Here is a 25,717-nt window from a genome sequence, read left to right on the forward strand (position 1 = left end):
AATATGTATTGACATTTGCAATCGGTGATTTCATACTCGACCCGACAACGACGTTCCGGACCGTCAGAGACGACGCCGTCCGCAGAGAAGGAGCTCTCATGAAGAAGCGATTCCTCGCAGGCCTGGGCCTCGCCGCCTCGGCGGCCCTGCTGCTCAGCGGGTGCACCGGCACCGGCCAGGAGCCCGCCTCGACCGCCGGCGGCGGCGCGAGCGGCGGCGGCGACTACACCTACGCGGTCGTCACCCACTCCGGCCCCGGCGACGCCTTCTGGGACCGCGTGAAGTCGGGTGCCGAGGCGGCCGGCGCCGACTACAGCGCGACGATCACCTACAACGCGGACCCCGACCCGGCCAAGCAGTCGCAGCTGATCGACAACGCGGTCGCCCAGGGCGTCGACGGCATCGTCGTCTCGATGGCCAACCCCGACGGCGTCAAGGACAGCGTCGAGAAGGCCGTCGCGGCCGGCATCCCCGTCGTCACCATCAACTCCGGCATCGAGCGCTCCGCCGAGTTCGGCGCCCTGACCCACATCGGCCAGAGCGAGACGGTCGCCGGCGAGGCGGTCGGCACGAAGCTCGCCGAGGCGGGCGCCACCAACGCGCTCTGCGTCATCCAGGAGGCGGGCAACGTCGGTCTCGAGGAGCGCTGCAAGGCGGCCGCCTCGACCTTCGGCGGCAGCATGAGCAACCTCCAGGTGGACGGCACGAACGACGCCGACGTCAAGGCGACCATCAAGTCCAAGCTGCAGGCCGACCCGTCCATCGACGGCGTGCTCACCCTCGGCGGCCAGTACGCGATCGACGCCGTCGGCGCCGTGTCGGAGTCGGGCAGCTCGGCCCAGGTCGGCACCTTCGACCTCTCCGAGGACGTCGTCACCGCGGTCGAGGACGGCTCGATCGCCTTCGCCGTCGACCAGCAGCCCTACGTCCAGGGCTTCCTCGGCGTGACGGCGCTCCAGCTCTACACGACCAACGGCAACGTCATCGGCGGCGGCCAGCCGGTCTACTCCGGCCCCGCCTTCGTCACCAAGGAGAACGCGGCCGCGGTCGCCGAGTTCGCCGCGAACGGCACCCGCTAGCGGCCGCGGCCGTCCCCGACAGGAGTCAGCAGTGACGACCACAGACATCGTGACGATCGCGACGAGGCCCCGCCTCGAGCGCCGCCCGCTCCGCAAGATCCTGGCCCGGCCCGAGACCGGCGCGTTCGTCGCCGCCCTCGCCGTGCTCGTGTTCTTCTCCCTCTACACCCCGCAGTTCCTGAGCTTCGCCGGCGCCGGGGTCTGGCTGGAGTCGGCCTCGACCTTCGGGATCATGGCCGTCGCCGTGGCGCTGCTGATGATCGGCGGCGAGTTCGACCTCTCCGCCGGCGTGATGACGGGCTTCTCCGCCCTCATCGTCGGGATCCTGACCACCCACTACGGACTCAGCATCTGGGTGGCGGTCGTCGTCTCGCTCGTTGTCTGCCTCGCGGTGGGCGCCCTCAACGGCGTCCTGGTGATGAAGACCGGGCTGCCGAGCTTCATCGTGACGCTCGGAACCTTCTTCGCCCTCGCCGGCATCGACCTGGCGGTGACGAAGATCATCACCGGCCAGGTCGCGATCCAGGGCATGACCAAGGTCCCGGGCTACGACGGCATCCAGCCGCTGTTCGGCTCGTCGCTCGGCATCGGCGGCGGCACCTTCTACGTCTCGGTGCTCTGGTGGTTCGTGGTGGCGGCCGTCGCGACCTGGATCCTGCTGCGCACCCGCGCCGGCAACTGGATCTTCGCCGTCGGCGGGGCGCAGACCTCGTCCCGCCAGGTCGGCGTCCCCGTGCTGAAGACCAAGATCGGCCTCTTCATGGGGACCGCCGGCGCCGCCTGGCTCGTCGGCATGATCTCGCTCTTCCGCACCTCGACGGTGCAGGCGAACACCGGCGTCGGCCAGGAGTTCATCTACATCATCTGCGCGGTCGTCGGCGGCTGCCTGATGACCGGCGGCTACGGCTCGGCGATCGGCGCCGCCCTCGGCGCGCTGATCTACGGGATGGTCTTCCAGGGCATCACCTTCGCCCAGTGGGACACCAACTGGCTGCGCACCGTCCTCGGCGGCATGCTGCTCGCCGCGGTGCTCCTCAACAACTTCGTCCGGACACGAGCAGGAGGCGGGCGATGAGCGCCGACACGACGAGCGGCCCCTCGACCGGACGGCCGGCCGCGCCCCGCACCCCGGTGGGCACGACGATCGTCGAGATCCGCGACATCGGCAAGAGCTACGGCGCCGTCAACGCGCTCGCCGGAGTCTCGACCACGGTCAACGCAGGCCAGGTGACCTGCGTCCTCGGCGACAACGGCGCCGGCAAGTCGACCTTCATCAAGATGCTCGCCGGCGCGCACACCCCCTCCGAGGGAGAGCTGCTCCTCGACGGATCTCCGGTCACCTTCTCGTCGCCGCGCGCGGCGCTGCAGGCGGGGATCGCGACGGTCTACCAGGACCTCGCCGTCGTGCCGCTGATGCCGGTCTGGCGCAACTTCTTCCTCGGCTCCGAGATCACCAAGGGGCGCGGGCCGCTGCGCCGCCTGGACGTGAAGCGGATGAAGGAGGTCACGCAGAGCGAGCTGGCGAGCATGGGCATCGACCTGCGCGACGTCGACCAGCCGATCGGCACGCTCTCCGGAGGCGAGCGCCAGTGCGTCGCGATCGCCCGCGCGGTCTACTTCGGCGCCCGCGTGCTGATCCTCGACGAGCCGACCGCGGCGCTCGGCGTCAAGCAGTCGGGCGTGGTGCTCAAGTACATCGCCCGCTCCCGCGACGCCGGGCTCGGCGTGGTCTTCATCACCCACAACCCGCACCACGCCTACCCGGTCGGCGACCGCTTCCTCCTCCTGAACCGCGGCACCAGCCTCGGCAACTTCGAGAAGAGCGAGATCAGCCTCGGCGAGCTGACCAGCCTGATGGCCGGCGGCGCCGAGCTCGCCTCCCTCGCTCACGAGCTCGAGCGCTCGATGCCCGACTCCGCGGTCACCGCCGAGGTCGCGCACGAGGCCGCCGCGAGGCCGGAGTGACGGACGCGCCCTACGACGTGCTGACCATCGGCCGCGTCGGGGTCGACATCTACCCGCTGCAGGACGGCGTCGGGCTCGAGGACGTCGAGACCTTCGGCAAGTACCTCGGCGGCAGCGCCGCCAACGTCGCCATCGCGGCCGCCCGGCACGGGCACTCCGCCGCGCTGATCTCGCGGGCGGGCGACGACCCGTTCGGCCGCTACGTGAAGCGCGAGCTGGTCCGGCTCGGCGTCTCCGACGAGTTCGTCGGCACCGAGCCCGAGCTGGCCACCCCGGTGACGTTCTGCGAGATCCTCCCGCCGGACGACTTCCCGCTGTACTTCTACCGCAAGCCCAAGGCGCCCGACCTGGCGATCACCGCGCAGTCGCTCGACCTCGACGCGATCGAGCGGGCGACGGTCTACTGGTCGACCGTCACGGGGCTCACGGAGGAGCCCAGCCGGTCGGCGCACTTCGTGGCCTGGCAGGCGCGCGCCCGCCGCCCGTTCACCGTGCTGGACCTCGACTACCGGCCGATGTTCTGGCGCTCGCCGGAGCGAGCCTCGCAGGAGGTCGCCAAGGCGCTGGAGTGGGTCACCGTCGCGGTCGGCAACCGCGAGGAGTGCGAGGTCGCCGTCGGCGAGACCGACCCGTCGCGGGCGGCCGACGCGCTGCTCGACCGGGGCGTCGAGCTCGCGATCGTCAAGCAGGGGCCGCGCGGCGTCCTCGCGAAGACCCGCTCCGAGACGGTCCAGGTCGCGCCCTTCCCGGTGCAGGTCGTCAACGGCCTCGGCGCCGGGGACAGCTTCGGCGGCGCGCTCATCCACGGGCTGGTCGAGGGCTGGGACCTGGAGCGGATCCTCCGCTTCGCGAACGTCGCCGGCGCGATCGTCGCCTCGCGGCGCGAGTGCTCGACGGCGATGCCCACCACGGCCGAGGTCGAGGCCTTCCTGGAGGAGCGCACCGATGTCACGCTCTGATCGCGACTTCGCGGAGCTGCGCCGGCTCCGCGCCGAGGACCCGGCCGCCGTCGCGCGGGCGCTCGCCGGCCGCCGCCGCCGGCCGCTGCTCGGCGGGGACGGCCGGCTCCTGCTCGTCGCCGCGGACCACCCCGCCCGCGGCGCGCTCGGCGTGCGCGGCGAGGCGATGGCGATGGCGGACCGCTACGAGCTGCTCGACCGCCTCGCCACCGCGCTCTCGCGCCCCGGTGTCGACGGCGTGCTCGGCACCCCCGACATCATCGACGACCTCGCGCTCCTCGGGCTGCTCGACGACAAGGTCGTCGTCGGATCGATGAACCGGGGCGGCCTGCGCGGCGCGTCCTTCGAGATGGACGACCGCTTCACCGGCTACGACATCGACGGGATCGTCCGCGACGGCCTCGACTTCGCGAAGACGCTGCTGCGGATCAACCTCGCCGACGCCGGCTCGGTCGCGACGCTCGAGGCCAACGCGGCGGCCGTGACCGCGGCCGCGGCGGCCCGCCTGCCGATCATGCTCGAGCCGTTCCTGAGCGAGTGGGTCGACGGCGCCGTCGTCAACGACCTCTCCGCCGACGCCGTGATCACCTCGATCGCGATCGCCTCCGGGCTCGGCTCGTCCTCGGCCTGCACCTGGCTGAAGCTGCCCGTCGTCCCCGAGATGGAGCGGGTGATGGCCGCGACCACGCTGCCGACGCTGCTGCTCGGCGGCGACCCCGCCGGCCGCCCGGACGAGACCTACGCGTCGTGGGGCGCGGCCCTCGCGCTGCCCGGCGTCCGCGGCCTCGTCGTCGGCCGCACGCTCCTCTACCCGGCCGACGGCGACGTCGCGGCGGCGGTCGACACCGCTGCCGCGCTCGTGCACGGCTGACCGCATCCCCTACGAGAAGAGAACAGGAACCATGTCCGAGACCATCGGCACCACCCCGCTCCACCAGCTCGCCGTCGTCCCGCACTGGATCGACGGGCGCGAGTCGCCGTCGACCTCCGGCCGCACCGCGCCGGTCTACGACCCGGCGCTGGGCGTCGCGACCAAGGAGGTCGCCCTGGCCGACGCCGACGAGATCGCCGCCGCGATCGCCTCGGCCAAGGCCGCGTTCCCGGCCTGGCGCGACCTGTCGCTCGCCAAGCGCCAGCAGATCCTCTTCTCCTTCCGCGAGCTGCTGGAGGCGAAGAAGGGCGAGCTGGCCGAGATCATCACCTCGGAGCACGGCAAGGTGATCTCCGACGCGCTCGGCGAGATCACCCGCGGCCAGGAGGTCGTGGAGTTCGCGACCGGCCTCGCGCACCACCTCAAGGGCGAGTACTCGGAGCAGGTCTCGACCGGCGTCGACGTGTACTCGACGAAGCAGCCGCTCGGCGTGGTGGGAATCATCTCGCCGTTCAACTTCCCCGCGATGGTGCCGATGTGGTTCTTCCCGATCGCGATCGCGGCCGGCAACACCGTGATCCTCAAGCCCAGCGAGAAGGACCCGACCGCGGCGATCTGGCTCGCGAAGCTGTGGAAGGAGGCCGGCCTGCCCGACGGCGTCTTCACGGTGCTCAACGGCGACAAGCAGGCCGTCGACGGACTGCTCACCTCGCCCGACGTCCGCTCGATCTCCTTCGTCGGCTCGACCCCGATCGCCCAGTACGTCTACGAGACCGGGACGAAGCACGGCAAGCGCGTCCAGGCCCTCGGCGGCGCGAAGAACCACATGCTGGTGCTGCCCGACGCGGACCTCGACCTGGTCGCGGACTCGGCGATCAACGCGGGCTTCGGCTCCGCGGGGGAGCGCTGCATGGCGATCTCGGTCGTCGTCGCGGTCGAGCCGGTCGCGGACGAGCTGATCACCAAGATCCAGGAGCGCGCGTCGCAGCTGCGCATCGGCGACGGGCGCCGCGGCTGCGACATGGGACCCCTGGTCACCGAGGCGCACCGCGACAAGGTCGCGTCCTACATCGGCATCGCCGAGCAGGACGGCGCCGAGGTCGTCATCGACGGCCGCGGGATCGAGGTCGACGGCGACGAGAACGGCTTCTGGCTCGGCCCGACGCTGCTCGACAGGGTGCCGACCACCTCGCGCGCCTACACCGAGGAGATCTTCGGACCGGTGCTCTCGATCGTGCGCGTCGCCTCCTACGAGGAGGGCGTCGAGCTGATCAACACCGGTGCGTTCGGCAACGGCACGGCGATCTTCACGAACGACGGCGGGGCCGCGCGCCGCTTCCAGAACGAGGTCGAGGTCGGGATGATCGGCATCAACGTGCCCATCCCCGTGCCCGTCGCCACGTTCTCGTTCGGCGGCTGGAAGTCGTCGCTGTTCGGCGACACGAAGGCCCACGGCGCTGAGGGCGTGCGGTTCTTCACGCAGCAGAAGGCGATCACGTCGCGCTGGCTGGACCCGAGCCACGGCGGCATCAACCTGGGCTTCCCCCAGAACTGAGCCGTTGTGCCTCGCTCCTCCTTCGTCGTCGCTCGGCCGCGGTCGGCTTCGCGAAAAGGGAGCGTTCCGCAGAGCGTCCTGCGTCCGCGCACGTCGAATCGCTGGCACGCGATTCACCGGTTGCGCTCCACCCTCGCGCAGACGCATCGGGCTCACATGCTGGTCGAGTAGGCGCCGCAGGCGGCGTATCGAGACCCGCCCCGCCAGCGCACCCCCCACCGAGACACGACGGAAGGCCCGAGATGACCACGCACAACGAGTGGCTGTTCCCGCGGGGCGCGCTCGCCCGCGACGGCTGGGAGTCCGTCGTCGACGCCGGCCTGCCCGGCTGGCGGCACACCGGACTCCGCGTCGCGGACCTGGCCCCCGGTGACGAGCTCGCGCTCCCCGCCGCGGGCCTCGAGCGCCTCGTCGTCCCGCTCGCCGGCTCCTTCACCGTCCGGCACGAGGCCGACGGCACCGCGGAGACCACCGTCCTCGCGGGCCGGGCCTCGGTCTTCGACGGCCCGAGCGACGTGCTCTACCTCTCGATGCTGTCCTCCGCGACGGTGTCGGGGGAGGGCCGCGTCGCGATCGCGGAGGCCCCCGCCGCGACCGCGTACCCGAGCCGCTACATCCCGCGCGCGGAGATCCCCGTCGAGCTCCGCGGTGCCGGCCGCTCCAGCCGGCAGGTGCACAACTTCGGCACCCCGAGCGCGCTCGAGGCCGACCGCTTCATCGTCTGCGAGGTGATCACTCCCGCCGAGAACTGGTCGAGCTACCCCGCGCACAAGCACGACGAGGACGTCCCCGGGCACGAGTCGCGGCTCGAGGAGATCTACTACTTCGAGACCGCCGTCAGCCGCGGCGTCGAGGCGCCCGCGAGCGCGGAGCCGTTCGGGATGTTCAGCACCTCCACGTCGCCCGCGGGCGAGATCGCGATCGACGCGACGGTGCGCACCGGCGACATCGCCCTCGTCCCGTTCGGCTACCACGGCCCCGCCGTCGCGGCGCCGGGCTACGACCTCTACTACCTCAACGTGATGGCCGGCCCGGGCGAGGAGCGCGCCTGGCGGATCAGCGACCATCCGGCGCACGGCTGGATCCGCAGCACCTGGGACGACCAGGACATCGACCCCCGACTCCCGTACACGCCCGACAGCACGACCAGCACAGACACGACCGACAGCACACCCAGCACCACCGGAGGACAGCACTGATGGCCGACAAGACCCAGCGGATGACCGTGAGCCAGGCGCTCGTCGAGTTCCTCGCCCGGCAGTGGACCGTGGACGGCGACCACCGCGAGCGCACGATCCCGGGGATGTTCGGCATCTTCGGGCACGGCAACGTCGCCGGCATCGGCCAGGCACTCGCGCAGTCGAACGCCCTCGATCCGACCCTGATGCCGTACCACCAGGCGCGCAACGAGCAGGCGATGGTGCACCAGGCCGTCGGCTACGCGCGGATGCACCGCCGGCTCGGCACCTACGCCAGCGCCGCCTCCGTCGGACCGGGCGCCGCCAACATGCTCACCGGCGCCGCCCTCGCGACCGCGAACCGGCTCCCGGCGCTGCTGCTGCCCAGCGACACCTTCGCGACCCGCGTCGCCGATCCGGTCCTGCAGCAGCTCGAGCTGCCGCACGACATCGGCATCACCGTCAACGACGCGTTCCGGCCGCTCTCGCGCTTCTTCGACCGCGTGCAGCGGCCGGAGCAGCTGTACTCGATCGCCCTCGCGGCGCTGCGCGTGCTGACCGACCCGGCGGAGACCGGCGCCGTCACCATCGCCCTGCCCGAGGACGTCCAGGCCGAGGTGCTCGACGTCCCCGTCGCCTTCCTCGAGGAGCGCGAGTGGCACCTGCGCCGCCCGGTCCCGGAGCGCGGCCCGCTCGAGCGCGCGGTCGCCGCGATCGCCGCCGCGCGGAATCCGATCGTCGTCGCAGGCGGCGGCGTGATCTACTCCGGCGCCGAGGAGGCGCTGCGCGCGTTCGCCGAGGCCACCGGCGTCCCCGTCGCCACCACCCAGGCCGGCGGCGGTGCCCTCGCCTGGGACCACCCGCAGTACCTCGGCGGGATCGGCGCCACCGGCTCCACCGCCGCGAACCGCCTCGCGGCCGACGCCGACGTCGTCATCGGCATCGGCACGCGCTACAGCGACTTCACCACCGCGAGCCGCACCGTGTTCCAGAACGACGGCGTCGTGTTCGTGAACATCAACGTCGCCGCGTTCGACGCCTACAAGCACGGCAGCCGCCTGCCGATCATCGCCGACGCCCGCGAGGCGCTGGTGGCGCTGCGCGAGCAGCTGAGCCGGTTCCACGTCTCCGAGGAGTACGCCGAGCGCCTCCGCCGCGAGAAGGCGGAGTGGGACGCCGCGGTCGACGCCTCGTTCGCCCCCTCCGGACTCGCGCTGCCCGGCCAGGCCGAGATCATCGGTGCGGTGCAGTCCGCGACCGACCCCGAGGACGTCGTCGTGCAGGCGGCCGGCTCGCTGCCCGGCGACCTGCACAAGCTCTGGCGGGTGCGCGACAGCCTCGGCTACCACGTCGAGTACGCCTTCTCCTGCATGGGCTACGAGATCGCCGGCGGCCTCGGCGTCAAGCGCGGGGCGGAGGCGTCGGGCTCGGACCGCGACGTCGTCGTCATGGTCGGCGACGGCTCCTACCTGATGCTGCACACCGAGCTGGTGACCGCGGTGGCCGAGGGACTGAAGATCATCGTGGTGCTGATCCAGAACCACGGCTACGCCTCGATCGGGCACCTCTCCGAGACCGTCGGCTCCGGCCGCTACGGCACGCAGTACCGCGGGCTCGACGACCGCGAGATCCCGCTCGATCTCGCCGCGAACGCGCGCAGCTACGGCGTCGACGTGATCGAGGTGGCACCGAGCGGGTCCGCGATCGACGACTTGCGCGCCGCGGTGGCCGCCGCGAAGGCGTCCGATCGCACGACCCTCATCCACATCAACAGCGACCCGCTGCTCTACGCGCCGAGCGGCGAGGGCTGGTGGGACGTCCCCGTCGCGGAGGTGTCCGAGCTGCCGAGCACGCAGCGGGCGTTCGAGGAGTACACGCGGCAGCGAGCGGCGCAGAAGCCGCTGCTGGGCTGAGCGCCTGGCGGGAAAGGCCTGCCCTAATGTCAGGACATTTATACAGAATCCGCCTAGAATGAGCACCATTGCCACCGGCGCCGAGGCGCCCCGTCCCCTGGAGAAGACCATGAGCGCCACCGTGACCGCCGACGCAGCGACCGCCCCGTACGAGCCGCTGCGCGCCGGAGCCGCGACGGCGACCAGCCTCTGGAACGACTCCGCGGACCTCGAGGAGCTCGGCCGGTCGATCGCGTTCGGCGCGGTCGGCGCGACCTGCAACCCGGTGATCGCGCTGACCACGATCGAGAAGCACCTCGACGTCTGGGGTCCGCGGATCGCGGCGCTCGCCGAGCAGCACCCCACTGCGGGGGAGAGCGAGCTCGGCTGGCTGGCCATCGAGCAGATGTCGATCGAGGCGGCCGAGCTGCTGCTCCCCGCGTTCCGCGCGAGCGGCGGACGGGACGGGCGCCTCTCGGTGCAGACCGACCCGCGGCTGCACCGCGACGCCGACGCGCTCGTCGCGCAGGCCGTGCACTTCTCGGAGCTCGCCGAGAACATCATCGTGAAGATCCCCGCGACGGCGATCGGCATCCGCGCGATCGAGGAGGCGACCTACCGCGGCGTCAGCATCAACGCGACGGTGTCGTTCACCGTCGCGCAGGCGGTGGCCGTCGCCGAGGCGATCGAGCGCGGCTTCGACCGCCGCGCGGCCGAGGGGCTGCCGGACCACGAGTTCGGCTCCGTCGTCACCATCATGGGCGGGCGTCTCGACGACTGGATCAAGGCGTCGGTCGCGGCCGACCGCCGCCTCGTGCAGCCCGGCCACCTCGACTGGGCGGGCGTCGCGGCGCTCAAGGAGGCGTACCGGATCTTCCGGGAGCGCGGCTACCGCTCGCGCATCCTCTCGGCCGCGTTCCGCAACCACCTGCAGTGGTCGGAGCTGGTGGGCGGCGACCTCGTCGTCTCGCCGCCGTTCGAGTGGCAGCTGCTGATCCACGAGAACCGCATCGAGGTCGACCCGGCGCAGATCGACGTCCCGGTCCCCGCCGAGATCCTGGCCGCGCTGCTCGAGCTCCCGGAGTTCCGCCGCGCCTACTTCGAGGACGGCATGACCGTCGACGAGTTCGGCTCGTTCGGCGCCACCCGCCGCACCCTCCGCCAGTTCCTCGACGCCGACGCCCGCCTCGACGCCCTCGTCCGCGAGATCCTCCTCCCGACGATCTAGCCGCTGCGTGAGGCGCGGGTCTCGAGACGCGGAAAGCCAGGCGGAAAGGGGAGCCCGCGGAGCGGGCGCACTCCATGCTGATCGAGTAGCCCGCGCAGCGGGCGTATCGAGATCCACCATCGTTCGGTGGGTGGGTCTCGATACGCGCTCCGCGCTACTCGACCAGCATGGAACGCGCTCCGCGCTACTCGACCAGCATGGAACGCGCTGCGCGCTGCTCGACCAGCAGGGGAGGGCGCGCGTCAGCGGGCGAGGTGGGCGCGCCAGCCGCCGAAGGCGGTGATGTCGTCCGCGCCGGCGAGGGCGATCGGCTCGACGAGGAAGCCGCTGACGAGGGAGCCGTCGGCCAACGCGACCGCGCCGATGGCCATCGGCTGCGGGAGCGCCGCGACGAACGAGCCGAACGCGGCCTCCGTCAGCCGGTACACCTCGACCTCGAGGGCCGCGCCGCCCTCGGCGACGCGCACGACGCCGGGCTTCGGCGGCACGGTCGACAGCGCGTAGAGGCGGTAGTCGGCGCTCGTCATCGTCGCCTCGACGAACTCCGCGTCGCGATCGGCGAGCTGGTGGTGCAGCGGCTGGTCGCGCAGGTGCGCGCCGGCGACGGCGAGAAGAACGGTGTTCGCGGCGGTGCTCATGAGCGGCTCCAGACGAGATCGGCGAGCTGGTGGTCGGTGAACGCGGGCCCGATCAGCTGCACGCCGAACGGCAGCCCGTCGACGACTCCGGCGGGGTAGGCGACGGCGGCCAGGTCGAGCAGGTTCGCGAAGTTGGTGAAGCGCCCGAGCCGCGAGTTGACGCCGATCGGGTCGGCGGCGACGGCCGCGAGCGTCGGGTGCTCGGTCGTCGTCGGCAGCAGCAGCGCGTCGATCCGCTCGAACACGGCGTCCGAGGCGACCCGCGCGCGGTCGAGCCGCTCCTGGTCCTGGAAGAGCTTCCAGGCCGGCAGCTCCCGCGAGCGCGAGACGATGCCGCCGACCACCGGGTCCACCTCGTCGGGGTGCGCGTCGACGAACTCGCCGACCGCCGCGTAGCGCTCGGCTACGAAGGCACCGTCGTAGAGCATCCGCGCGGTCTCGAGGAACACCTCGATGTCGAGCTCGACCAGCGTCGCCCCCGCCTCGGCCCAGCGGGCGACCTCGGCGTCGAACGCCTCGGCCCAGCCGGGCGCCAGCTCGCCGAGCTGCCCGGGCCGCGGGACGCCGATCCGCGCCGTCGAGGCGAACGGCTCGGCGACTCCGCTGCGGCTGAGCGGATCGCGCGAGTCCGGCCCGGCCATCACGTCGAGCGCGCGCCGGGCGATCGCCGGATCCGCCGCCATCACCGTCACCACGTCCAGACTCCGGCAGGCCGGCACCACGCCGGCGGCGCTGACCCAGCCCTTGGTCGGCTTCAGCCCGACCAGCCCGTGGAACGCGGCCGGCACCCGGCCGGAGCCCGCGGTGTCGGTCCCGAGCGCGAAGTCCGCGCCGCCGAGCGCCACCGCGACCGCGGAGCCGGAGGACGAGCCGCCCGAGATCCGCGACGGGTCGACCGCGTGCCGCACCGCGCCGTAGGGGGAGCGGGTGCCGACGAGGCCCGTCGCGAACTGGTCGAGGTTGGCCGAGCCGAGCACCACGGCTCCCGCCGCGCGCAGCCGCGCCACCACGGTCGCGTCCTCGGCCGGCGCGGACGCGAACGCCGGGCAGGCCGCCGTCGTCTCCAGTCCCGCGACGTCGATGTTGCCCTTCACCGCGAACAGCAGCCCGGCGAGCGGGAGCGCCGGATCGACGGCGGCCAGCTCGGCCGCCACCTCGGCCTCGGGCCGCAGGGCGATGAACGCCTCGGGCCGGGCGGCCAGCCGCCGGTAGCGCTCGGCGACGTGCGCCGCGGGGTCCTGAATCGCGGGGTCCAGCGCGGGGTCGTCCATCATGCTGCGTCCTCTTCCTCGGCCTGCTCGGCCCTCGTCTCCAGCACCACGAGCACCGTGCCCGCGGCCACGTGCGCCCCGACCTCGGCGACCACGGCGACCACGCGCCCGGCCGCCGGAGCCGTCACGGGCGCCTCCATCTTCATCGCCTCGAGGGCGACCAGCGTCTGCCCGGCCGAGACCGCATCCCCCACGGCCACGTCGATCCGGAACACGGTCGCCACGAACGGCGCCTCGACGCCCTCGCAGCCGTCCGGGATCTCCACGGCGGAGGACGCGGGCGGCGCGGGCACCGCCTCCACGCGGTCGAACTCGCCCGACGCCTCCCAGGCGGCGCGCTCGGCGCCGAACGCCCCGGCCTGCACCGCGCGGAAGTCCGCGATCGACTCCGCGTTCTCCGCGAGGAACTCCTGGTACTCCGCGAGCCCGAACTCGCCCTCCTCGATCCGCAGCGGCAGGCGCCCCGCGGCCATCTCGGAGCGCAGCTCGAGCAGCTCGTCCGGCTCCACCGGGTACCAGCGGATGCGGTCGAAGAACCGCAGCAGCCACGGCACGCCGGTCTCGAACGCTCCGGCCTGGTGGTGCGTCGACCAGATCGGCACCGTGCGGCCGACGAACTGGTAGCCGCCCGGCCCCTCCATCCCGTAGATGCAGAGGTAGGCGCCGCCGATGCCGACGGCGTTCTGCGGCGTCCAGGTGCGCGCCGGGTTGTACTTGGTGGTCACCAGCCGGTGCCGCGGGTCGAGCGGAGTCGCGACCGGTGCGCCGAGGTAGACGTCACCGAGCCCGAGCACCAGGTACTCGGCCTCGAACACCGTGCGGTAGACCTCGTCGACGCTGTCCAGGCCGTTGATCCGGCGGATGAACTCGATGTTCCACGGGCACCAGGGCGCGTCGTCGCGGACGCCCGCCATGTAGCGGCGGATCGCCTCGCGCGTCGACGGGTCGTCCCACGCCAGCGGCAGGTGCACGGTGCGGCTCGGCACGCGCAGGTCGGCGGTCGCGGGCAGCAGCGCCTCGGCCGCGAGCACCGCCTCGGCGACCGCGTCGGTCGAGGTCGTCCGCGGGTCGAAGTGCACCTGCAGCGAGCGGATGCCCGGGGTCAGCTCGATCACGCCGGACAGCGCCGCCTTCTCCAGCGTCTCGGCGATGGCGTGCACGCGCATCCGCGAGGCGAGGTCGAGACTCATCTCGCCGATCTCGACGAGCAGGTTCGCGTCGCCGCTCCGGCGCAGCACCAGCGACGGATCGCCGTCGTGCGCGGGCCGGCGGTGCAGCACGCCCTGGTCGTCGACCGCCGCGCGGCCCGCCGCGGGCTCGTCGAGCGGAGCGTCGAGCAGCCCGGTCGCTTGCGCCGCGGTGACCGGCACGAAGCGCACGGTGTCGCCGGGGCGGAGCTGCCCGAGCCGCCAGAGGTGGCCGGTCGCGACGCTCGCCGGGCAGGTGAAGCCGCCGAGGCTCGGGCCGTCGGGTCCGAGCAGGATCGGCAGGTCGCCGGTGTAGTCGACGGCGCCGACCGCGTACGGGGTGTCGTGGATGTTGGAGGGGTGCAGCCCGGCCTCGCCGCCGTCCTCGCGGGCCCAGTGCGGCTTCGGGCCGAGCAGGCGGACGCCGGTGCGCGCCGAGTTGAAGTGCACCTCCCAGTCGGTGGCGTAGAAGACGGCCATGTCGTCCTCGGTGAAGAACTCCGGAGCGGCGTGCGGGCCCTCGAGCGCGGCGAGGGTCCAGGCGTGCGGGAACGCGGGGCGCTCCTCCTCCGGCACGATCGCGACCGTGTTGGGGACGCTCGGCGTCCGCAGCCCGAGCACGTCGCCCGGGGCGAGCGCGCGCCCCGCGTGCCCGCCGATCGCGCCGAGGTCGAAGGTGCTGGCCGAGCCGAGCACCAGCGGGATGTCGAGCCCGCCCTCGACCAGCAGGTACAGCCGCATGCCGCTCTCGGCCGTGCCGATGGCGAGGACGCCGCCGGCCGGCACCGCGACCGGCTCCCACTGCGGGATCGGCGCGCCGTCGAGGGTCGCCGGCGCGGGTGCCCCGGTCAGCACCACGCGGGTGGCGGTGTGGAAGCGGAGGGTCGGCCCGCTCATCGTGATCTCGAGCCCCGGCGCGTCCTCGGGGTTGCCGAGCGCGGTGTTGCCGAGGCGGAACGACAGCGGATCCATCGGTCCCGACGGCGGCACGCCGACCGGCCAGTAGCCCAGGCGCCCGGTCGCGTCCTGCACGGTGGTCAGCATCCCGCCCTTCAGCACCTCGACCCGCGGGCTCGCGTCGCGCAGGTCGTCGAGGGTCGCGGTGGAGTGCTCGGCCGCGAGCACCGAGGGCGAGGCGGCGATGGCCCGCAGCAGTCCGACGTTGGTCGCGATGCCGTCGACCCGGGTGGCGGCGAGCGCCCGTCCGAGCGCGGCCCAGGCCTCCTCGCGGGTGCCGCCGCTCACGATGACCTTCGCGAGCAGCGGGTCGTAGGAGGTGGAGACCTCGCTTCCGGGGCGGATCCAGCCGTCGACGCGGACGTCGTCCGGGAACTGCAGCCCGGTGATGGTGCCCGAGCTCGGCGCGTTGCCGAGGTCCGGGTTCTCCGCGTAGACCCGCGCCTCGACGGCCGCCCCGCTCGGCTCCGGGACCGTGTCGAGGAACGCCGTCTCGCCCTGCGCCAGCCGCAGCATCCACTCGACCAGGTCGATGCCGTAGCGCGACTCCGTCACCGGGTGCTCGACCTGCAGGCGGGTGTTCACCTCGAGGAACGCCGCCTCCTGCCGGACCGGGTCGTAGATGTACTCGACCGTGCCCGCGCTGCGGTAGCCGGCCTCGGCGCAGAGCCGGCGCGACGCCTCCGCGATGCGCTCGCGAACGGCGTCCGGCAGATCGGGGGCGGGGCTCTCCTCGACCACCTTCTGGTTGCGGCGCTGCAGCGAGCAGTCGCGGTCGCCGAGCGAGACGACGCGGCCGGCGCCGTCGCCGAAGACCTGCACCTCGACGTGCCGGGCGCGCTCGACCAGCCGCTCCAGGAAGACGCCGGCGGAGGAGAAGCCGGCCTCGGCCAGGCGCCGCACCTCGCGCCAGGCGGCGCGCAGCTCGGCCTCGTCGCGGCAGGCGCGCATGCCGATGCCGCCGCCGCCCGCCGTCGCCTTGAGCATCACCGGGTAGCCGATGCGGTCGGCCTCGCGGGCCGCGTGGTCGGCGTCGTCGAGCAGCCCGGTGCCGGCCAGCAGCGGCACGCCCGCGCGCTCGGCGGCGTCGCGCGCGGTGTGCTTGGCGCCGAACACCTCCAGCTGCTCGGGAGTGGGGCCGACGAAGACGATGCCGGCCGCCGCGCAGGCGCGCGCGAACTCGGCGTTCTCGCTGAGGAAGCCGTAGCCCGGGTGGATCGCGCCGGCGCCGGTCTGCGCGGCCGCCTCGAGGATCCGGTCGATCCGCAGGTAGCTGTCGGCCGCGGGCGCCGGGCCGAGCCGCACCGCCTCGTCGGCGAGCGCGACGTGCGCGGCGCCGAGGTCGGCGTCGGAGTAGACGGCGACGGTCCGCAGGCCCATCGCCTTCGCGGTGCGGAGGATGCGGACCGCGATCTCGCCGCGGTTGGCGACGAGGAGGGTGTCGAAGCTCATGCGGTGCCCGTTCCCGCGTTCGCCCCGCTGTGCACGATCATCTCCGCGCGCGACGGGTCGAAGCCGTTGCACGGGTTGTTGATCTGCGGGCAGTTCGAGACGACGACGAGGGTGTCCCGCTCGGCCCGAAGCACGACTCTGAGGCCGGGGGAGGAGATCCCGTCGACGATCCCGAGGGCGCCGTCCGGGTCCACCGGCACGTTCATGAACCAGTTCACGTTCGAGACCTGGTCGCGCTTGCCCATCCCGTGCCGGGAGAGCTCGGCGACGAAGTTCTCCGCACAGGCGTGCTGCGCCGTGGTGTGGAAGCCGTAGCGGAGCGCGTTGCTCTCCTTCGAGCAGGCGCCGCCGAGGGTGTCGTGGCGCTCGACGTCGGTCGCCACGACGGTGAGCAGCGGGCGGTGCTCGGCGTCGCGGAGCACCGAGCCGGTGACCAGGTACACCGTCTCCTGCGCCTGCAGGGTCGCGGCCGCGGAGTAGGCGGTGCGGTCCTCCGCGTCGTAGGCGAGGAAGTCGACGGCCTGGTTGCCGTCGACGTCGACGATGGTCAGGAACTCGCCGCGCTTCAGGAGGCGCGACCAGGGGGCGCGGGCGGCGACGGTCTCGCGGTGGGTCTCGGTGCCGTAGGCGGTGGTGGTGTCGCTGCTGCTCGTGCTCGTGTCGGTGCCGGTGGTGCTCATGCGATGCCCCTCGCGCTCAGGTACTCGTCGGTCTGCAGGAAGGCGCGGCGGCCCTCCGGAGTGGCGGCGCGCTCGTCGGCGCTCGCCGGCTCGCCCGCCCAGGCGTGCACGTCGACCGGGCCGACCGTGAACTCCGGCCGCGGGTCGAGCGGATGCGCGGTGTTCGCCAGCAGGACGATCGCCGGCATCTCCAGCCGCAGCGTCACCGAGCGGCCGGGCCCGGCGCCGCCGAGCCACTCCGGGCTGCCGTCCTCGCGGATCCGCACCCCCTGGAAGTATGAGACGCTCGGCGGCAGATCGCGCCGCCCCAGTCCGTGCTTGGCCGCGCCGAGCAGCAGCAGCTCGCGACCGGCCGGCGACGGGCCCTGCGGCGAGCCGTCGCCGTAGCGCTCGACGTTCCGCGCCAGCGCGGTGGTGCCGTAGATCGTGTCGTGGCGGCCGGAATCGTCGGCGACGACGCTCGCGAGCACGCGGCCCTGGTCGCTGAGCAGCAGCTGGCCGGCGCCCGCGTAGACCTGCCACTGCACCTTGACGGTGTCCGCGACGTTCAGCCGCTCGTGCGGCTCCAGCGCGTTGTACACCAGGAGCGAGGCGCAGGCGTCTCCCGTGACGTCGGTCAGGCGGAGGTGCGTCCCGCGGGCGAGGACGCGGTGGCCGTAGCCGCCGCCCTCGATCCGCTCGGACCAGCGCAGGTCCGCCTGGGTGACGCCCTCCGGCGCGTCGGGGCGCGTGCTCGCCGCCGCCGCCTCCTGGGCGCGGGCGTGCTCGCGCGCACCCGCCGTGGTCGAGGTGCCTGATGTCGTCATGCTGCGCCTGCTCCGTCTGCTGGTCCGGTCGCTGCCGGGGTTTCTATCGCTCGACAGGAAGTCAACCGCGCCCCCGTGTCGCCGCTGTGACCCCGACGTTGCGATCGTGTTTCGCGCGCGTCCTGCTCGCCCACCCGCCCCTCGTCCGCCCGCCCCCGCCCCTCGTCTGCCGGCCCCCGCCCCTCGCCCACCCGCCCACTCCTCAAAAGTTGCGGTAGTCGCGCGCCACTACCGCAACTTTTGGAGAGTCGGCGGGGCTCGACGGCGCTGATACGGTCGAGCGCATGGCCAGCGCACCCCCCGGACGGCCGCGCGCCTCCGGGGCGTCGCTCACCGGGCTGGGCACGCGGGCGGACATCCTCGCGGCGAGCGCGGCGCTCTTCTGCACGGAGGGCTTCGGCGGCACCAGCACGCACGCCATCGCGGCGGCGGCCGGCATCCGCCAGGCCTCGCTCTACCACCACTTCGGCGGCAAGCACGCGGTGCTGCTCGAGCTGCTGCTCGGCACGGTGCAGCCCTCGCTCGACGCCGCCGCCGTGCTCCTCACCCGCGACGAGCCGCCGGCCGCGCGCCTCTGGGCGCTCTGCGTCTCCGACGCCCGCCTGCTCGCGGCCGGCGAGCACAACGTCGGCGCGCTCTACCTGCTGCCCGAGCTCGGCGACGAGCGCTTCGCCGAGTTCCGCGACCGCCGCTCCGAGCTGGAAACCGCCTACCGCACCCTCGTCGCGGCCTGCGGCGCCGCCGATCCCGCGACCGGCGCCTCCCTCGTCCTCGCCCTGGTCGAGAACGTCATCCTCCAGCGCCGCCGGCAGCCCGCCGAGCCCGGCCCCTCCGCGGAGGCGGTCGCCCTCGCGGCCCTCCGCGTCCTCGACCTCCCGCGCCCCGCCGTCGCCGAGGCGCTCGCCGCGGGCCCGGCCCTGCTCGCCCACCTGCGCTGACGCCCCGCCCGTCCGGCCTGCCGCACGCCCCGAGCCCCCGCCCATCCTCCAAAAGTTGCGGTACTCGGCGTCGACTACCGCAACTTTCGCGTTCTCGATGAGGGGCCCGCGCGCCGGAGTTAACAGGATCGACCCACGCCCGAAAAGAACCGCGACCGAGCGCGCGGCAGGATCCGTGTCTATCAACCGATAGAAACACCCCGCCGCACCACCCAGCAGCTCGGAGCACGCATGATCATCCTCGGAGTGGGGATCACCGTCGTGGTGATCCTCGCCGTCGGCATCGCGGTCGCCCGCAAGATCGACGGCGACAGCGCCAACTACCTCGTCGCCGGACGCCGCCTCGGCATCCCGCTCGTCGCCGTCAGCCTCACCGCCGCCGCGGTCGACTCGAACGCCACCGTCGGCAACACCGACCTCACCTCGCAGTTCGGCTTCTGGGCGGGCGCCTCGCTCGCGATCGGCCTGGCGATCTGCCTCCTGATCACGGGTCTCTTCCTCGCCAAGCCGATGAACGCGATGAAGCTCTTCACCCTCGCCGACTTCTTCCGGATGCGCTACGACCGCACCACCGAGGTCGTCGCCTCGGTGATCATGGTCTTCTCCTTCACGATCCTGCTGGCCGGCAACCTGGTGGCCTGCGGCTTCCTGCTCGAGCGCTTCGCCGGCATCCCGTACGCCTGGGGCGTGATCCTCTCGGTCGCCCTCGTGCTCAGCTACACGATCGCCGGCGGCCTCTTCTCCGACGCGTACACCGCGGCCATCCAGACCGTGATCACGGTCGTCGCGGCGATCTCGCTGCTGGTCTGGGTCGCGCTCGCCTACGGCATCGTCATCCCCGAGGGCATGGGGCCATTCGACTTCGAGCAGCTCACCGACCCGGCGATGGGCGCCCCCGTCAACTGGGCCACCCTCGTCGCCCTCGGCATCGGCGACCTGGTCGCGATCGACTTCATGCAGCGGATCTTCGGCGCCAAGTCGCCCGAGGTCGCCCGCCGCGCCTGCTACGCCGCCGCCGTCGGCACCGCGGCGATCGGCTCGATCTTCGCGATCGTCGCGCTCAGCGCCACCGCCGTCCTGGGGCTCTCGGCCGCCGACGGCCCGGTCCTGTTCACGCTGCTCGACGACTACGCGCCGCCGGTCATCGCGATCCTGGTGCTCTCCGGAGTCGTCGCCGCGTCGTTCTCGACCGCGTCCGGCGCCATCCTCGCCACCTCGGCGATCGTCGTCCGCAACGTGCTCTCGGTCCGCCGCCACTCCGGCAGCGGCCCGGACCCGCTGCTGCGCTGGACCCGCGTCGCCATGGTGCCGATCGTGATCCTCGGCTCGTTCCTCGCGATCCGGGTCAGCCAGACCGGCATCCTGCTGACGCTGGCCTTCGACATCATGCTCGCCTGCCTCGCCGCGCCGTTCCTGCTCGGCGTCTTCTGGAAGCGCCCCGGGGTCGTCGCCGCGCTCACGGCGGCCGGCGTCGGCCTGGTCGTCCGCCTGGTCTTCCTGGCGCTCACGCCGACGCTCTACGGCGTGCCGAACGACATCCTCTACGTCCCGAACGACCTGATCGGCGCCGGCTTCGACGGCTACGCCACCCTCGTCGCCGCGGCGATCGGCTTCGGCACGTTCATCGTGGTCGGCCTCCTCGCCCCGCGCACCCCGCGCGAGCTCGCCGGCGAGCGCTCGGTCCGCACCGAGCTCGACCGCGAGCAGCAGGGAGCCCTGGAGCCCGCAGGAGTCTGACCCCCTCCGCGAGATGCCACTTGAGTACGCGACCCGCCGTGGAAAGCGTGCACAAGTGGCATCTCGCGGGGAGGGGGTCACGGGAGGGGGAGCAGGACCGTCGGGGCGGGGGCGGCCTCGCGGCCCTCGAAGGCGACCGGCTGGCAGACCATCAGGTAGTCGCCGGGCTCGACCTGCGCGAGGTCCGCGTTCTCGAGGATCACGACGCCGGCGCCGCAGAGGAGCACGTGGGTCGGCCACTCCTCGGTGTGCGCGGGCGCCTCCATCGTCATGTAGTCCAGGCCCGCGAAGAGCACGCCGTGCTCGACCAGCCAGCGCGCACCGCTCGGCGCGAGGCCGACCCAGGTCTCCGACTTCACCGCGCGGGTCAGCGCGTCGGTCGAGTTGCGCGTGCGGAACAGCACCCGCACCGCCCCCTCGGCGCCGGCCGCGACGAGGTCCTCGTCGGTGATCTCCTCCGCGACGTGCCGCAGGTCGAGCACCCGGACCGGCCCGACCACGCTCTCCAGCGCGATCTCGTCGACGGTCGCGCCGCCCGGCACGAAGTGCGACGGCGCGTCGACGTGCGTCCCGGTGTGCGCGCCGATCAGCCAGCGCGAGACGTCGGAGGGGTAGCCGTCGACGATCTGCTCGACCATCTCGTAGGTCGGCCGACGGCCCCAGTGGAGCATCTCGGTGGTGATCGGGATGTTGATCGGGATGGCGCCGGTCATGCGAGCCCTCGTCTCGTGCGGGAGGATGGTTGTGGATTCATTCACGACTATATTGGATCCAATCCGAAGAGCTGCAGGAGGTTCCCGTGATCGCCGACGACTGGCCTGGCGCCCTTCCGCTCGGCCGCCCCCGCCGCCTCGTCCCGCTCGTGCTCGGCCACGAGCCGATCGCGGAGTCGATCTCGCTCCGCGGCGGCGACCCGGCGCGCTTCCTCCTCGAGCCGGTCACCGGCGCCGCGATCGACCTCGGCGACTCCTGGATCCTGATCGACGGCGGCTTCCACCTCGACCGCGTCCGTGACCCCGCCCAGCGTGCCGCGCACTACGACTACGAGAGCTACACCGCCGTCGTCCCGCCCGGCGACGCGCTCGCCGAGCAGGTGGCGGCGGCCGGCCTGCGCTGGGAGGACCTCGCCCTCGTCGCCCTCTCTCACCTGCACCTCGACCACACCGGCGGGCTGCGCCTCGCTCCCGCAGGCACCCCGGTCGCCCTGCAGCGGCGGGAGTGGGAGTGGCTCGGCGAGGGCCTCGGCCGCCGCGAGACCGTCGTCCCGCAGGACCTCCTCGACGCCGACGTCCGGGTGCTGCTCCTCGACGGCGACACCGAGCTCGCCCCCGGCGTCTCCGCGCTCGACACCCGCGGGCACACCCCGGGCCACCAGTCGTTCCGGATCGACCTCGCCGACCGCTCGATCGTGCTCGCCTGCGACGCCGCCGACCTGCAGCGCAACCTCGACGAGCGCACCCCCTGCGGCTGGACGGCCCGCCCGTCGGACGCGGACGCCGCGCAGCGCTCGATCGAGCGGCTCGCGGACCTCGCGGCGCAGCACGGAGTCGATGGCCGGCCGGTCGAGGTCTGGCCCGGTCACGACCCCGATCAGCCCGCCTGGTGCGACTTCCTCGGCGTTCGCTGAGACGCTCTTGCACGAGCGCTCCCGCCGCTGTAAATACTTGTATGTCACCGGCGAAAGGCCCGGTGGCGACCGATTTCCAGCGAGTGAGGAGACCATGATGCTTCTGCAGCAGGACCCGTTCCGCGACCTCGACCGCTTCAGCCGGCAGGTCTTCGGCACGGCCGCCCGTCCGACCGTGATGCCCCTGGACGCCTGGCGCGAGGGCGATGACTTCGTCGTCGAGCTCGACCTGCCCGGCGTCCAGCCCGAGCGGATCGACATCGACGTCGAGCGGAACGTGCTGACCGTGCGTGCCGAGCGCGCCGGCCACCTCCCGGAGGGCGCCGACCCCGTCGCCGCCGAGCGGCAGTGGGGCATCTTCAGCCGCCAGCTCGTCCTCGGCGACTCCCTCGACACCGAGAGCGTGCAAGCCGACTACACGGCGGGCGTGCTGACGCTGCGCATCCCCATCGCCGCGAAGGCGAAGCCGCGCCGGATCAGTCTCGCGTCGACCGACGTGGAGGCGAGCGACGTGAGGGTGACCGACGGGGGGCTGGCCGACGCGGGTGCGAGCCCCGATCCCGGCGCGCAGCGCACGATCGACGCCTGACCGGCGCTACTCCGCGGCGCGCCCCGAGTCCTCGACCAGCCGGACCTTCACGTTCACGGCGAGCGGGCCGATCACCGACGGCTCCGAGTCGAGCAGGCGCCGGAGCCCCTCGCCGACGGCGCGCAGGGTCTCGGGGGCGGGGAGCGCCGCGGTCGCCGCGATGTGCGCGGTGACGGTGGTGAAGCCGTCCGAGCGGTCGATGTCGACGAGCACGTCCGGCTGCCGCAGGGCGAGCTTCACCGCGAGCGCGTCGGCGGCCGCCTCGAGCAGCGGCTGCGCCGGGTAGACCCCGGCGACGCCCTCGATATCGCGGATCGCGGCGGTGAGACGCTGCGAGAGCGCGGTGTCGTCGTGAGCGGCGCCGTCGAGAGTGCTGTCGTCCGTCCCGGTGCTGTCGGTCGCGGTGCTGTCGGTCACGGCTGGTCCTCCCTGCTCGGATACACGTCGTCGACGGTGACGTCGATCGCGCCGACGACGAGCTCGGTGTGCCGCTCGAGGGCGTAGCGGATCCGCTCGCGCAGGCGGTCCGCGACGGTCGCGACCGGCACGCCGAACTCGAGCGCGAAGGTGACGTCGACCCGGATCACCGCGCCCGGGGTCCCGACGTCGCCGTCGAGCGTGCAGCGGCCCATGATGACGCCGCCCATCGTGTCGCCCGCGCGCCGGATCATCCCGCGCACGGCTGCCTCGGTCAGCGCGAGCCGCAGCGTCGGGTCGGGGTGGCGGATCGGCACGTCGCGCCCGGAGCGCACCTCGGACCGGATCGCGTCGAGCAGCCCGGCGATCCAGACCTCGTCGCGGTCCGGCTCCGCGTCGGCGCGGCGGCGCAGCGCGGTGGCCGACAGCTCGTTCAGGCGGGTGAGGTTCGCGAGCGCGAGGCGGCAGGCGGCCGAGCCCTCGATCGAGGGATCGACCGGGGTGCGTCCGCGGTCGAGGTACTCGCCGAGCTCCTCCAGCGTGTGGCCCTCGAGGTCGTCGTCGGGCACCGCGCCGCCGGGCGCGGAGGTCTCGGCAGCGCCGTTCTCGGGCGTGCCGTCCTCGGGCACGGCGTCGTCTGCGTCGATCATCGCCATGCCTCCAGTTCGTGGAGCAGGAAGCGGCGGGCTCGGGCGAGCAGGCCGCGGACCGTCGAGACGGGGAGTTCGAGAGCGTCGGCGATCTCCTGGTAGCTGTAGCCGGCGGTCTCGCGGAGCAGCCAACAGCGTCGCTGATCGGGAGGCAATCGGTCCAGTGCTTCCCAGACGGCGTCCAGCTGGAGCCGCGCCTCGACGATCCGCTCGGGCGAGCTCTCGGCGGGCGCGGGCGGATCCCAGTCGTCGATGTCGTCGTGGCGGCGGCGGACGCGGATCCGGTCGATCGCCTTGTGCGAGACGATCCGCATCAGCCAGTTCCGGATGTGCGCGGGGCTGTCGAGGTCGCCGAGGCGGCGCCAGCCGGTGAGGAACGCCTCCTGCACCACGTCGTCCGACTCCGCCTCGGAGCCCAGCAGCTTCGCGGCGTAGACCCGCATCAGCGCGCCGTGGCGCCGGGCCAGCTGCTCGAAGGCGGCGATGTCGCCGTCCACGGCCCGGGCGGCGAGCGTGGCGTCGGAGGCGCGGAGCAGCGGGTCGTCGTCGGGCCGGACGTCGTCGGGCCGGGCCTCGTCGGGCAGCGCTTCCGCCACGATCGCCACCTCCCGCCGTTCCGCCGTCGTTGCGCGCCTGCGCGCGTTCTCGGCAGCCGCTGCTCCGAATGCCTACCAGCCTCCTCCGTCGCCGACGAATCCGCTGGCCGGATTGCGAGCACGGCCCGGATCCGTGACGTTTCCGGCCGTCGACCCGTCTGTATCTGTAGAGCACCGAGGCGAAGACCGACCCCCGTCCGCCCCTGATCTCCCAGACCCCGAGAGAAGCCCGACCATGCACACCTCCCCGTCGCCGACAGCGCCCGCCCAGGCACCCAGCGGCTCCACCTTCACGATGGGCAGCCCGTTCGCCCCGGTGAGCGACTCCTCCGTCGGCGCCGAGCGCCGGTTCGAGGCGGCCGGAGCCGACCCCGCCGAGGCGTCCGCCGTCTACGCCGAGGCCTACGGCGGCGGCTCGTTCCGGGTGCAGCCCGGTGCGCGCGCCTTCTCCTTCCGCTACGCCTACCGCGGGAGCGAGCGGGTCACGCTCCGCACCTCCGACTGCGCCGGCGCGCTGACCGGCGAGATCGCGCATCTGCGCGAGTACGTCGTCGGCTGGTTCCGCGCCGGCGGCGGCCAGCTCAACCTGCGCCCCTTCACCCGCACCGGAGCCGCGTCCGCGCCGTTCCTGCTGCCCGCCGAGCGCCAGTTCGGCCTGGCCTACCAGCCGCACCGCCAGAACCTCGTGCACTTCGCGCCGGGCTTCCTCGAGGACGTCGCGACCGAGTCGCACTCCGGCCCGCGCCAGCCCGTCTCCTTCGACCACGAGGCCGACGCCGACCCCGGCGTGCTCGCCCGCTGGCGGACCGCGGTGACCGACGCGACGGCCGCGCTCGCGAGCGCCGCGATCGCTCCGCTGGTGCGCTTCACCGCCGAGCTCAACCTGGCCCGCGCGCTGCTGCTGCTCTTCCCGTGGCGCGCCTGGGACGTCCCGGCCGTGCTCCGCCGCCCCTCCGCCTCGCGCACCCGCGTCGCCCTCGACTTCCTGCAGCACCACGCGCACGAGCCGATCACCCCGGCCGACGCCGCCCGCGCCGCCGGCCTGCACACCCGCACCCTGCAGCAGGCCACCCAGCGCCACCTCGGCGTCTCGCCGTCGGTCTACCTCCGCGACGTCCGCCTCGACCGCGCCCACCACGACCTCGTCGAGGGCGACCCCTGCTCGACGACCGTCGCCGCCGTGGCCCGCGAGTGGGGCTTCGGCAACCTCGGCCGCTTCGCCAGCGCCTACCAGGCCCGCTTCGAGGAGCTGCCGAGCCACACGCTGCGCCGCTGAGCACGCGGCCCACCGCCTCCTCCCCGAGGCTCGCCGACAGCTGCCGCGCAACTCCGCGGGCCTGTGGACGGCGCTGGCCGCAGAGCGCGTCGTCGCTCGATGTTTCCTGCGCACTGGCTGATCCGGCGGGACGATCCCGGAGCCCCGCACGTCTGATTCATGTGCGACG

23 protein-coding genes are annotated in these 25,717 nt (G+C 73.1%); 14 read left to right on the forward strand and 9 right to left on the reverse strand.

Going from position 1 to position 25,717, the window contains the following annotated elements; genetic code table 11:
• Positions 1-98: 98 nt before the first annotated feature.
• The 9 genes from MT355_RS11275 (at position 99) to MT355_RS11315 (ending at position 10,727) form a co-directional block, all read left to right on the forward strand.
• Positions 99-1,079 (forward strand): sugar ABC transporter substrate-binding protein, encoded by a 981-nt coding sequence (locus tag MT355_RS11275; RefSeq protein WP_243599592.1) that lies wholly within the window; start codon positions 99-101, stop codon positions 1,077-1,079.
• Positions 1,080-1,110: 31 nt separating this feature from the next.
• Entirely contained in the window at positions 1,111-2,154 is a 1,044-nt protein-coding gene (locus MT355_RS11280; protein WP_243599593.1) for an ABC transporter permease, read from the forward strand.
• Positions 2,151-3,044, forward strand: coding sequence for an ATP-binding cassette domain-containing protein (locus MT355_RS11285; protein WP_243599594.1), 894 nt, complete (start codon positions 2,151-2,153; stop codon positions 3,042-3,044). Before MT355_RS11280 ends, MT355_RS11285 begins: the two co-directional genes overlap by 4 nt.
• On the forward strand, positions 3,041-4,003 hold the full coding sequence (iolC, locus tag MT355_RS11290; RefSeq protein ID WP_243599595.1) for a 5-dehydro-2-deoxygluconokinase: 963 nt from the start codon (positions 3,041-3,043) through the stop codon (positions 4,001-4,003). The genes MT355_RS11285 and iolC overlap by 4 nt, the downstream gene beginning before the upstream one ends.
• Positions 3,990-4,874 carry a deoxyribose-phosphate aldolase gene (locus MT355_RS11295; protein ID WP_243599596.1) on the forward strand — a complete coding sequence of 295 codons (885 nt, stop codon included), beginning with the start codon at positions 3,990-3,992 and terminating at the stop codon, positions 4,872-4,874. The genes iolC and MT355_RS11295 overlap by 14 nt, the downstream gene beginning before the upstream one ends.
• 31 nt (positions 4,875-4,905) lie before the next feature.
• Positions 4,906-6,429, forward strand: coding sequence for a CoA-acylating methylmalonate-semialdehyde dehydrogenase (locus MT355_RS11300; protein ID WP_243599597.1), 1,524 nt, complete (start codon positions 4,906-4,908; stop codon positions 6,427-6,429).
• Between the two features lie 242 nt (positions 6,430-6,671).
• Positions 6,672-7,628: a 5-deoxy-glucuronate isomerase gene (gene iolB, locus MT355_RS11305; RefSeq protein WP_243599598.1), complete on the forward strand. Its 957-nt coding sequence runs from the start codon at positions 6,672-6,674 to the stop codon at positions 7,626-7,628.
• A complete protein-coding gene (gene iolD, locus MT355_RS11310; protein ID WP_243599599.1) occupies positions 7,628-9,520 on the forward strand; it encodes a 3D-(3,5/4)-trihydroxycyclohexane-1,2-dione acylhydrolase (decyclizing) in 1,893 nt (630 codons plus the stop codon). The genes iolB and iolD overlap by 1 nt, the downstream gene beginning before the upstream one ends.
• Positions 9,521-9,578: 58 nt before the next feature.
• The gene (locus MT355_RS11315) at positions 9,579-10,727 is read left to right on the forward strand and encodes a transaldolase family protein (RefSeq protein WP_243599600.1); all 1,149 of its coding nucleotides are present in this window, start codon (positions 9,579-9,581) and stop codon (positions 10,725-10,727) included.
• Between the two features lie 242 nt (positions 10,728-10,969).
• Here MT355_RS11315 and MT355_RS11320 read toward each other — a convergent pair whose 3' ends face one another.
• The 5 genes from MT355_RS11320 to MT355_RS11340 are packed head-to-tail and all read right to left on the reverse strand — an operon-like array spanning position 10,970 to position 17,718.
• Positions 10,970-11,365 carry a hypothetical protein gene (locus MT355_RS11320; protein WP_243599601.1) on the reverse strand — a complete coding sequence of 132 codons (396 nt, stop codon included), beginning with the start codon at positions 11,363-11,365 and terminating at the stop codon, positions 10,970-10,972.
• Positions 11,362-12,639: an allophanate hydrolase gene (gene atzF / locus MT355_RS11325; protein ID WP_243599602.1), complete on the reverse strand. Its 1,278-nt coding sequence runs from the start codon at positions 12,637-12,639 to the stop codon at positions 11,362-11,364. The genes MT355_RS11320 and atzF overlap by 4 nt, the downstream gene beginning before the upstream one ends.
• Positions 12,636-16,232: an urea carboxylase gene (gene uca / locus MT355_RS11330; RefSeq protein ID WP_243599603.1), complete on the reverse strand. Its 3,597-nt coding sequence runs from the start codon at positions 16,230-16,232 to the stop codon at positions 12,636-12,638. Before uca ends, atzF begins: the two co-directional genes overlap by 4 nt.
• On the reverse strand, positions 16,229-16,912 hold the full coding sequence (locus tag MT355_RS11335) for an urea amidolyase associated protein UAAP2 (RefSeq protein WP_243599604.1): 684 nt from the start codon (positions 16,910-16,912) through the stop codon (positions 16,229-16,231). Before MT355_RS11335 ends, uca begins: the two co-directional genes overlap by 4 nt.
• Positions 16,909-17,718, reverse strand: coding sequence for an urea amidolyase associated protein UAAP1 (locus MT355_RS11340; protein ID WP_243599605.1), 810 nt, complete (start codon positions 17,716-17,718; stop codon positions 16,909-16,911). The genes MT355_RS11335 and MT355_RS11340 overlap by 4 nt, the downstream gene beginning before the upstream one ends.
• A gap of 284 nt (positions 17,719-18,002) precedes the next feature.
• Here MT355_RS11340 and MT355_RS11345 point away from each other — a divergent pair, with 284 nt between their 5' ends.
• Positions 18,003-18,656 carry a TetR/AcrR family transcriptional regulator gene (locus MT355_RS11345; RefSeq protein ID WP_243599606.1) on the forward strand — a complete coding sequence of 218 codons (654 nt, stop codon included), beginning with the start codon at positions 18,003-18,005 and terminating at the stop codon, positions 18,654-18,656.
• 231 nt (positions 18,657-18,887) lie between these two features.
• Positions 18,888-20,393 carry a sodium:solute symporter family protein gene (locus MT355_RS11350; protein WP_123734537.1) on the forward strand — a complete coding sequence of 502 codons (1,506 nt, stop codon included), beginning with the start codon at positions 18,888-18,890 and terminating at the stop codon, positions 20,391-20,393.
• 77 nt (positions 20,394-20,470) lie between these two features.
• Here MT355_RS11350 and MT355_RS11355 read toward each other — a convergent pair whose 3' ends face one another.
• Positions 20,471-21,151: a cyclase family protein gene (locus MT355_RS11355; protein WP_243599607.1), complete on the reverse strand. Its 681-nt coding sequence runs from the start codon at positions 21,149-21,151 to the stop codon at positions 20,471-20,473.
• 41 nt (positions 21,152-21,192) lie between these two features.
• Between MT355_RS11355 and MT355_RS11360 the strand changes: the two genes are divergently transcribed.
• Together MT355_RS11360 and MT355_RS11365 are read left to right on the forward strand one after the other, a co-directional pair.
• Entirely contained in the window at positions 21,193-22,020 is an 828-nt protein-coding gene (locus MT355_RS11360) for an N-acyl homoserine lactonase family protein (protein WP_243599608.1), read from the forward strand.
• A 97-nt stretch (positions 22,021-22,117) separates the two neighbouring features.
• Positions 22,118-22,609 (forward strand): Hsp20/alpha crystallin family protein, encoded by a 492-nt coding sequence (locus tag MT355_RS11365; protein WP_243599609.1) that lies wholly within the window; start codon positions 22,118-22,120, stop codon positions 22,607-22,609.
• A gap of 6 nt (positions 22,610-22,615) precedes the next feature.
• On the opposite strand, the gene MT355_RS11370 is transcribed toward MT355_RS11365, so the two are convergent.
• From MT355_RS11370 to MT355_RS11380, 3 genes are read right to left on the reverse strand one after another with little or no spacing between them, the layout of a single operon-like run.
• Positions 22,616-23,026 (reverse strand): hypothetical protein, encoded by a 411-nt coding sequence (locus tag MT355_RS11370; protein ID WP_243599610.1) that lies wholly within the window; start codon positions 23,024-23,026, stop codon positions 22,616-22,618.
• Positions 23,023-23,676 (reverse strand): Asp23/Gls24 family envelope stress response protein, encoded by a 654-nt coding sequence (locus MT355_RS11375; RefSeq protein ID WP_243599611.1) that lies wholly within the window; start codon positions 23,674-23,676, stop codon positions 23,023-23,025. The genes MT355_RS11370 and MT355_RS11375 overlap by 4 nt, the downstream gene beginning before the upstream one ends.
• Positions 23,673-24,272: an RNA polymerase sigma factor gene (locus MT355_RS11380; RefSeq protein ID WP_308197361.1), complete on the reverse strand. Its 600-nt coding sequence runs from the start codon at positions 24,270-24,272 to the stop codon at positions 23,673-23,675. Before MT355_RS11380 ends, MT355_RS11375 begins: the two co-directional genes overlap by 4 nt.
• Before the next feature lie 235 nt (positions 24,273-24,507).
• Between MT355_RS11380 and MT355_RS11385 the strand changes: the two genes are divergently transcribed.
• Positions 24,508-25,548 carry a helix-turn-helix domain-containing protein gene (locus MT355_RS11385; RefSeq protein WP_243599612.1) on the forward strand — a complete coding sequence of 347 codons (1,041 nt, stop codon included), beginning with the start codon at positions 24,508-24,510 and terminating at the stop codon, positions 25,546-25,548.
• Positions 25,549-25,717: the final 169 nt, after the last annotated feature.

Source organism: Rathayibacter sp. VKM Ac-2929 (assembly GCF_022815495.1).
Classification (GTDB): domain Bacteria; phylum Actinomycetota; class Actinomycetes; order Actinomycetales; family Microbacteriaceae; genus Rathayibacter; species Rathayibacter festucae.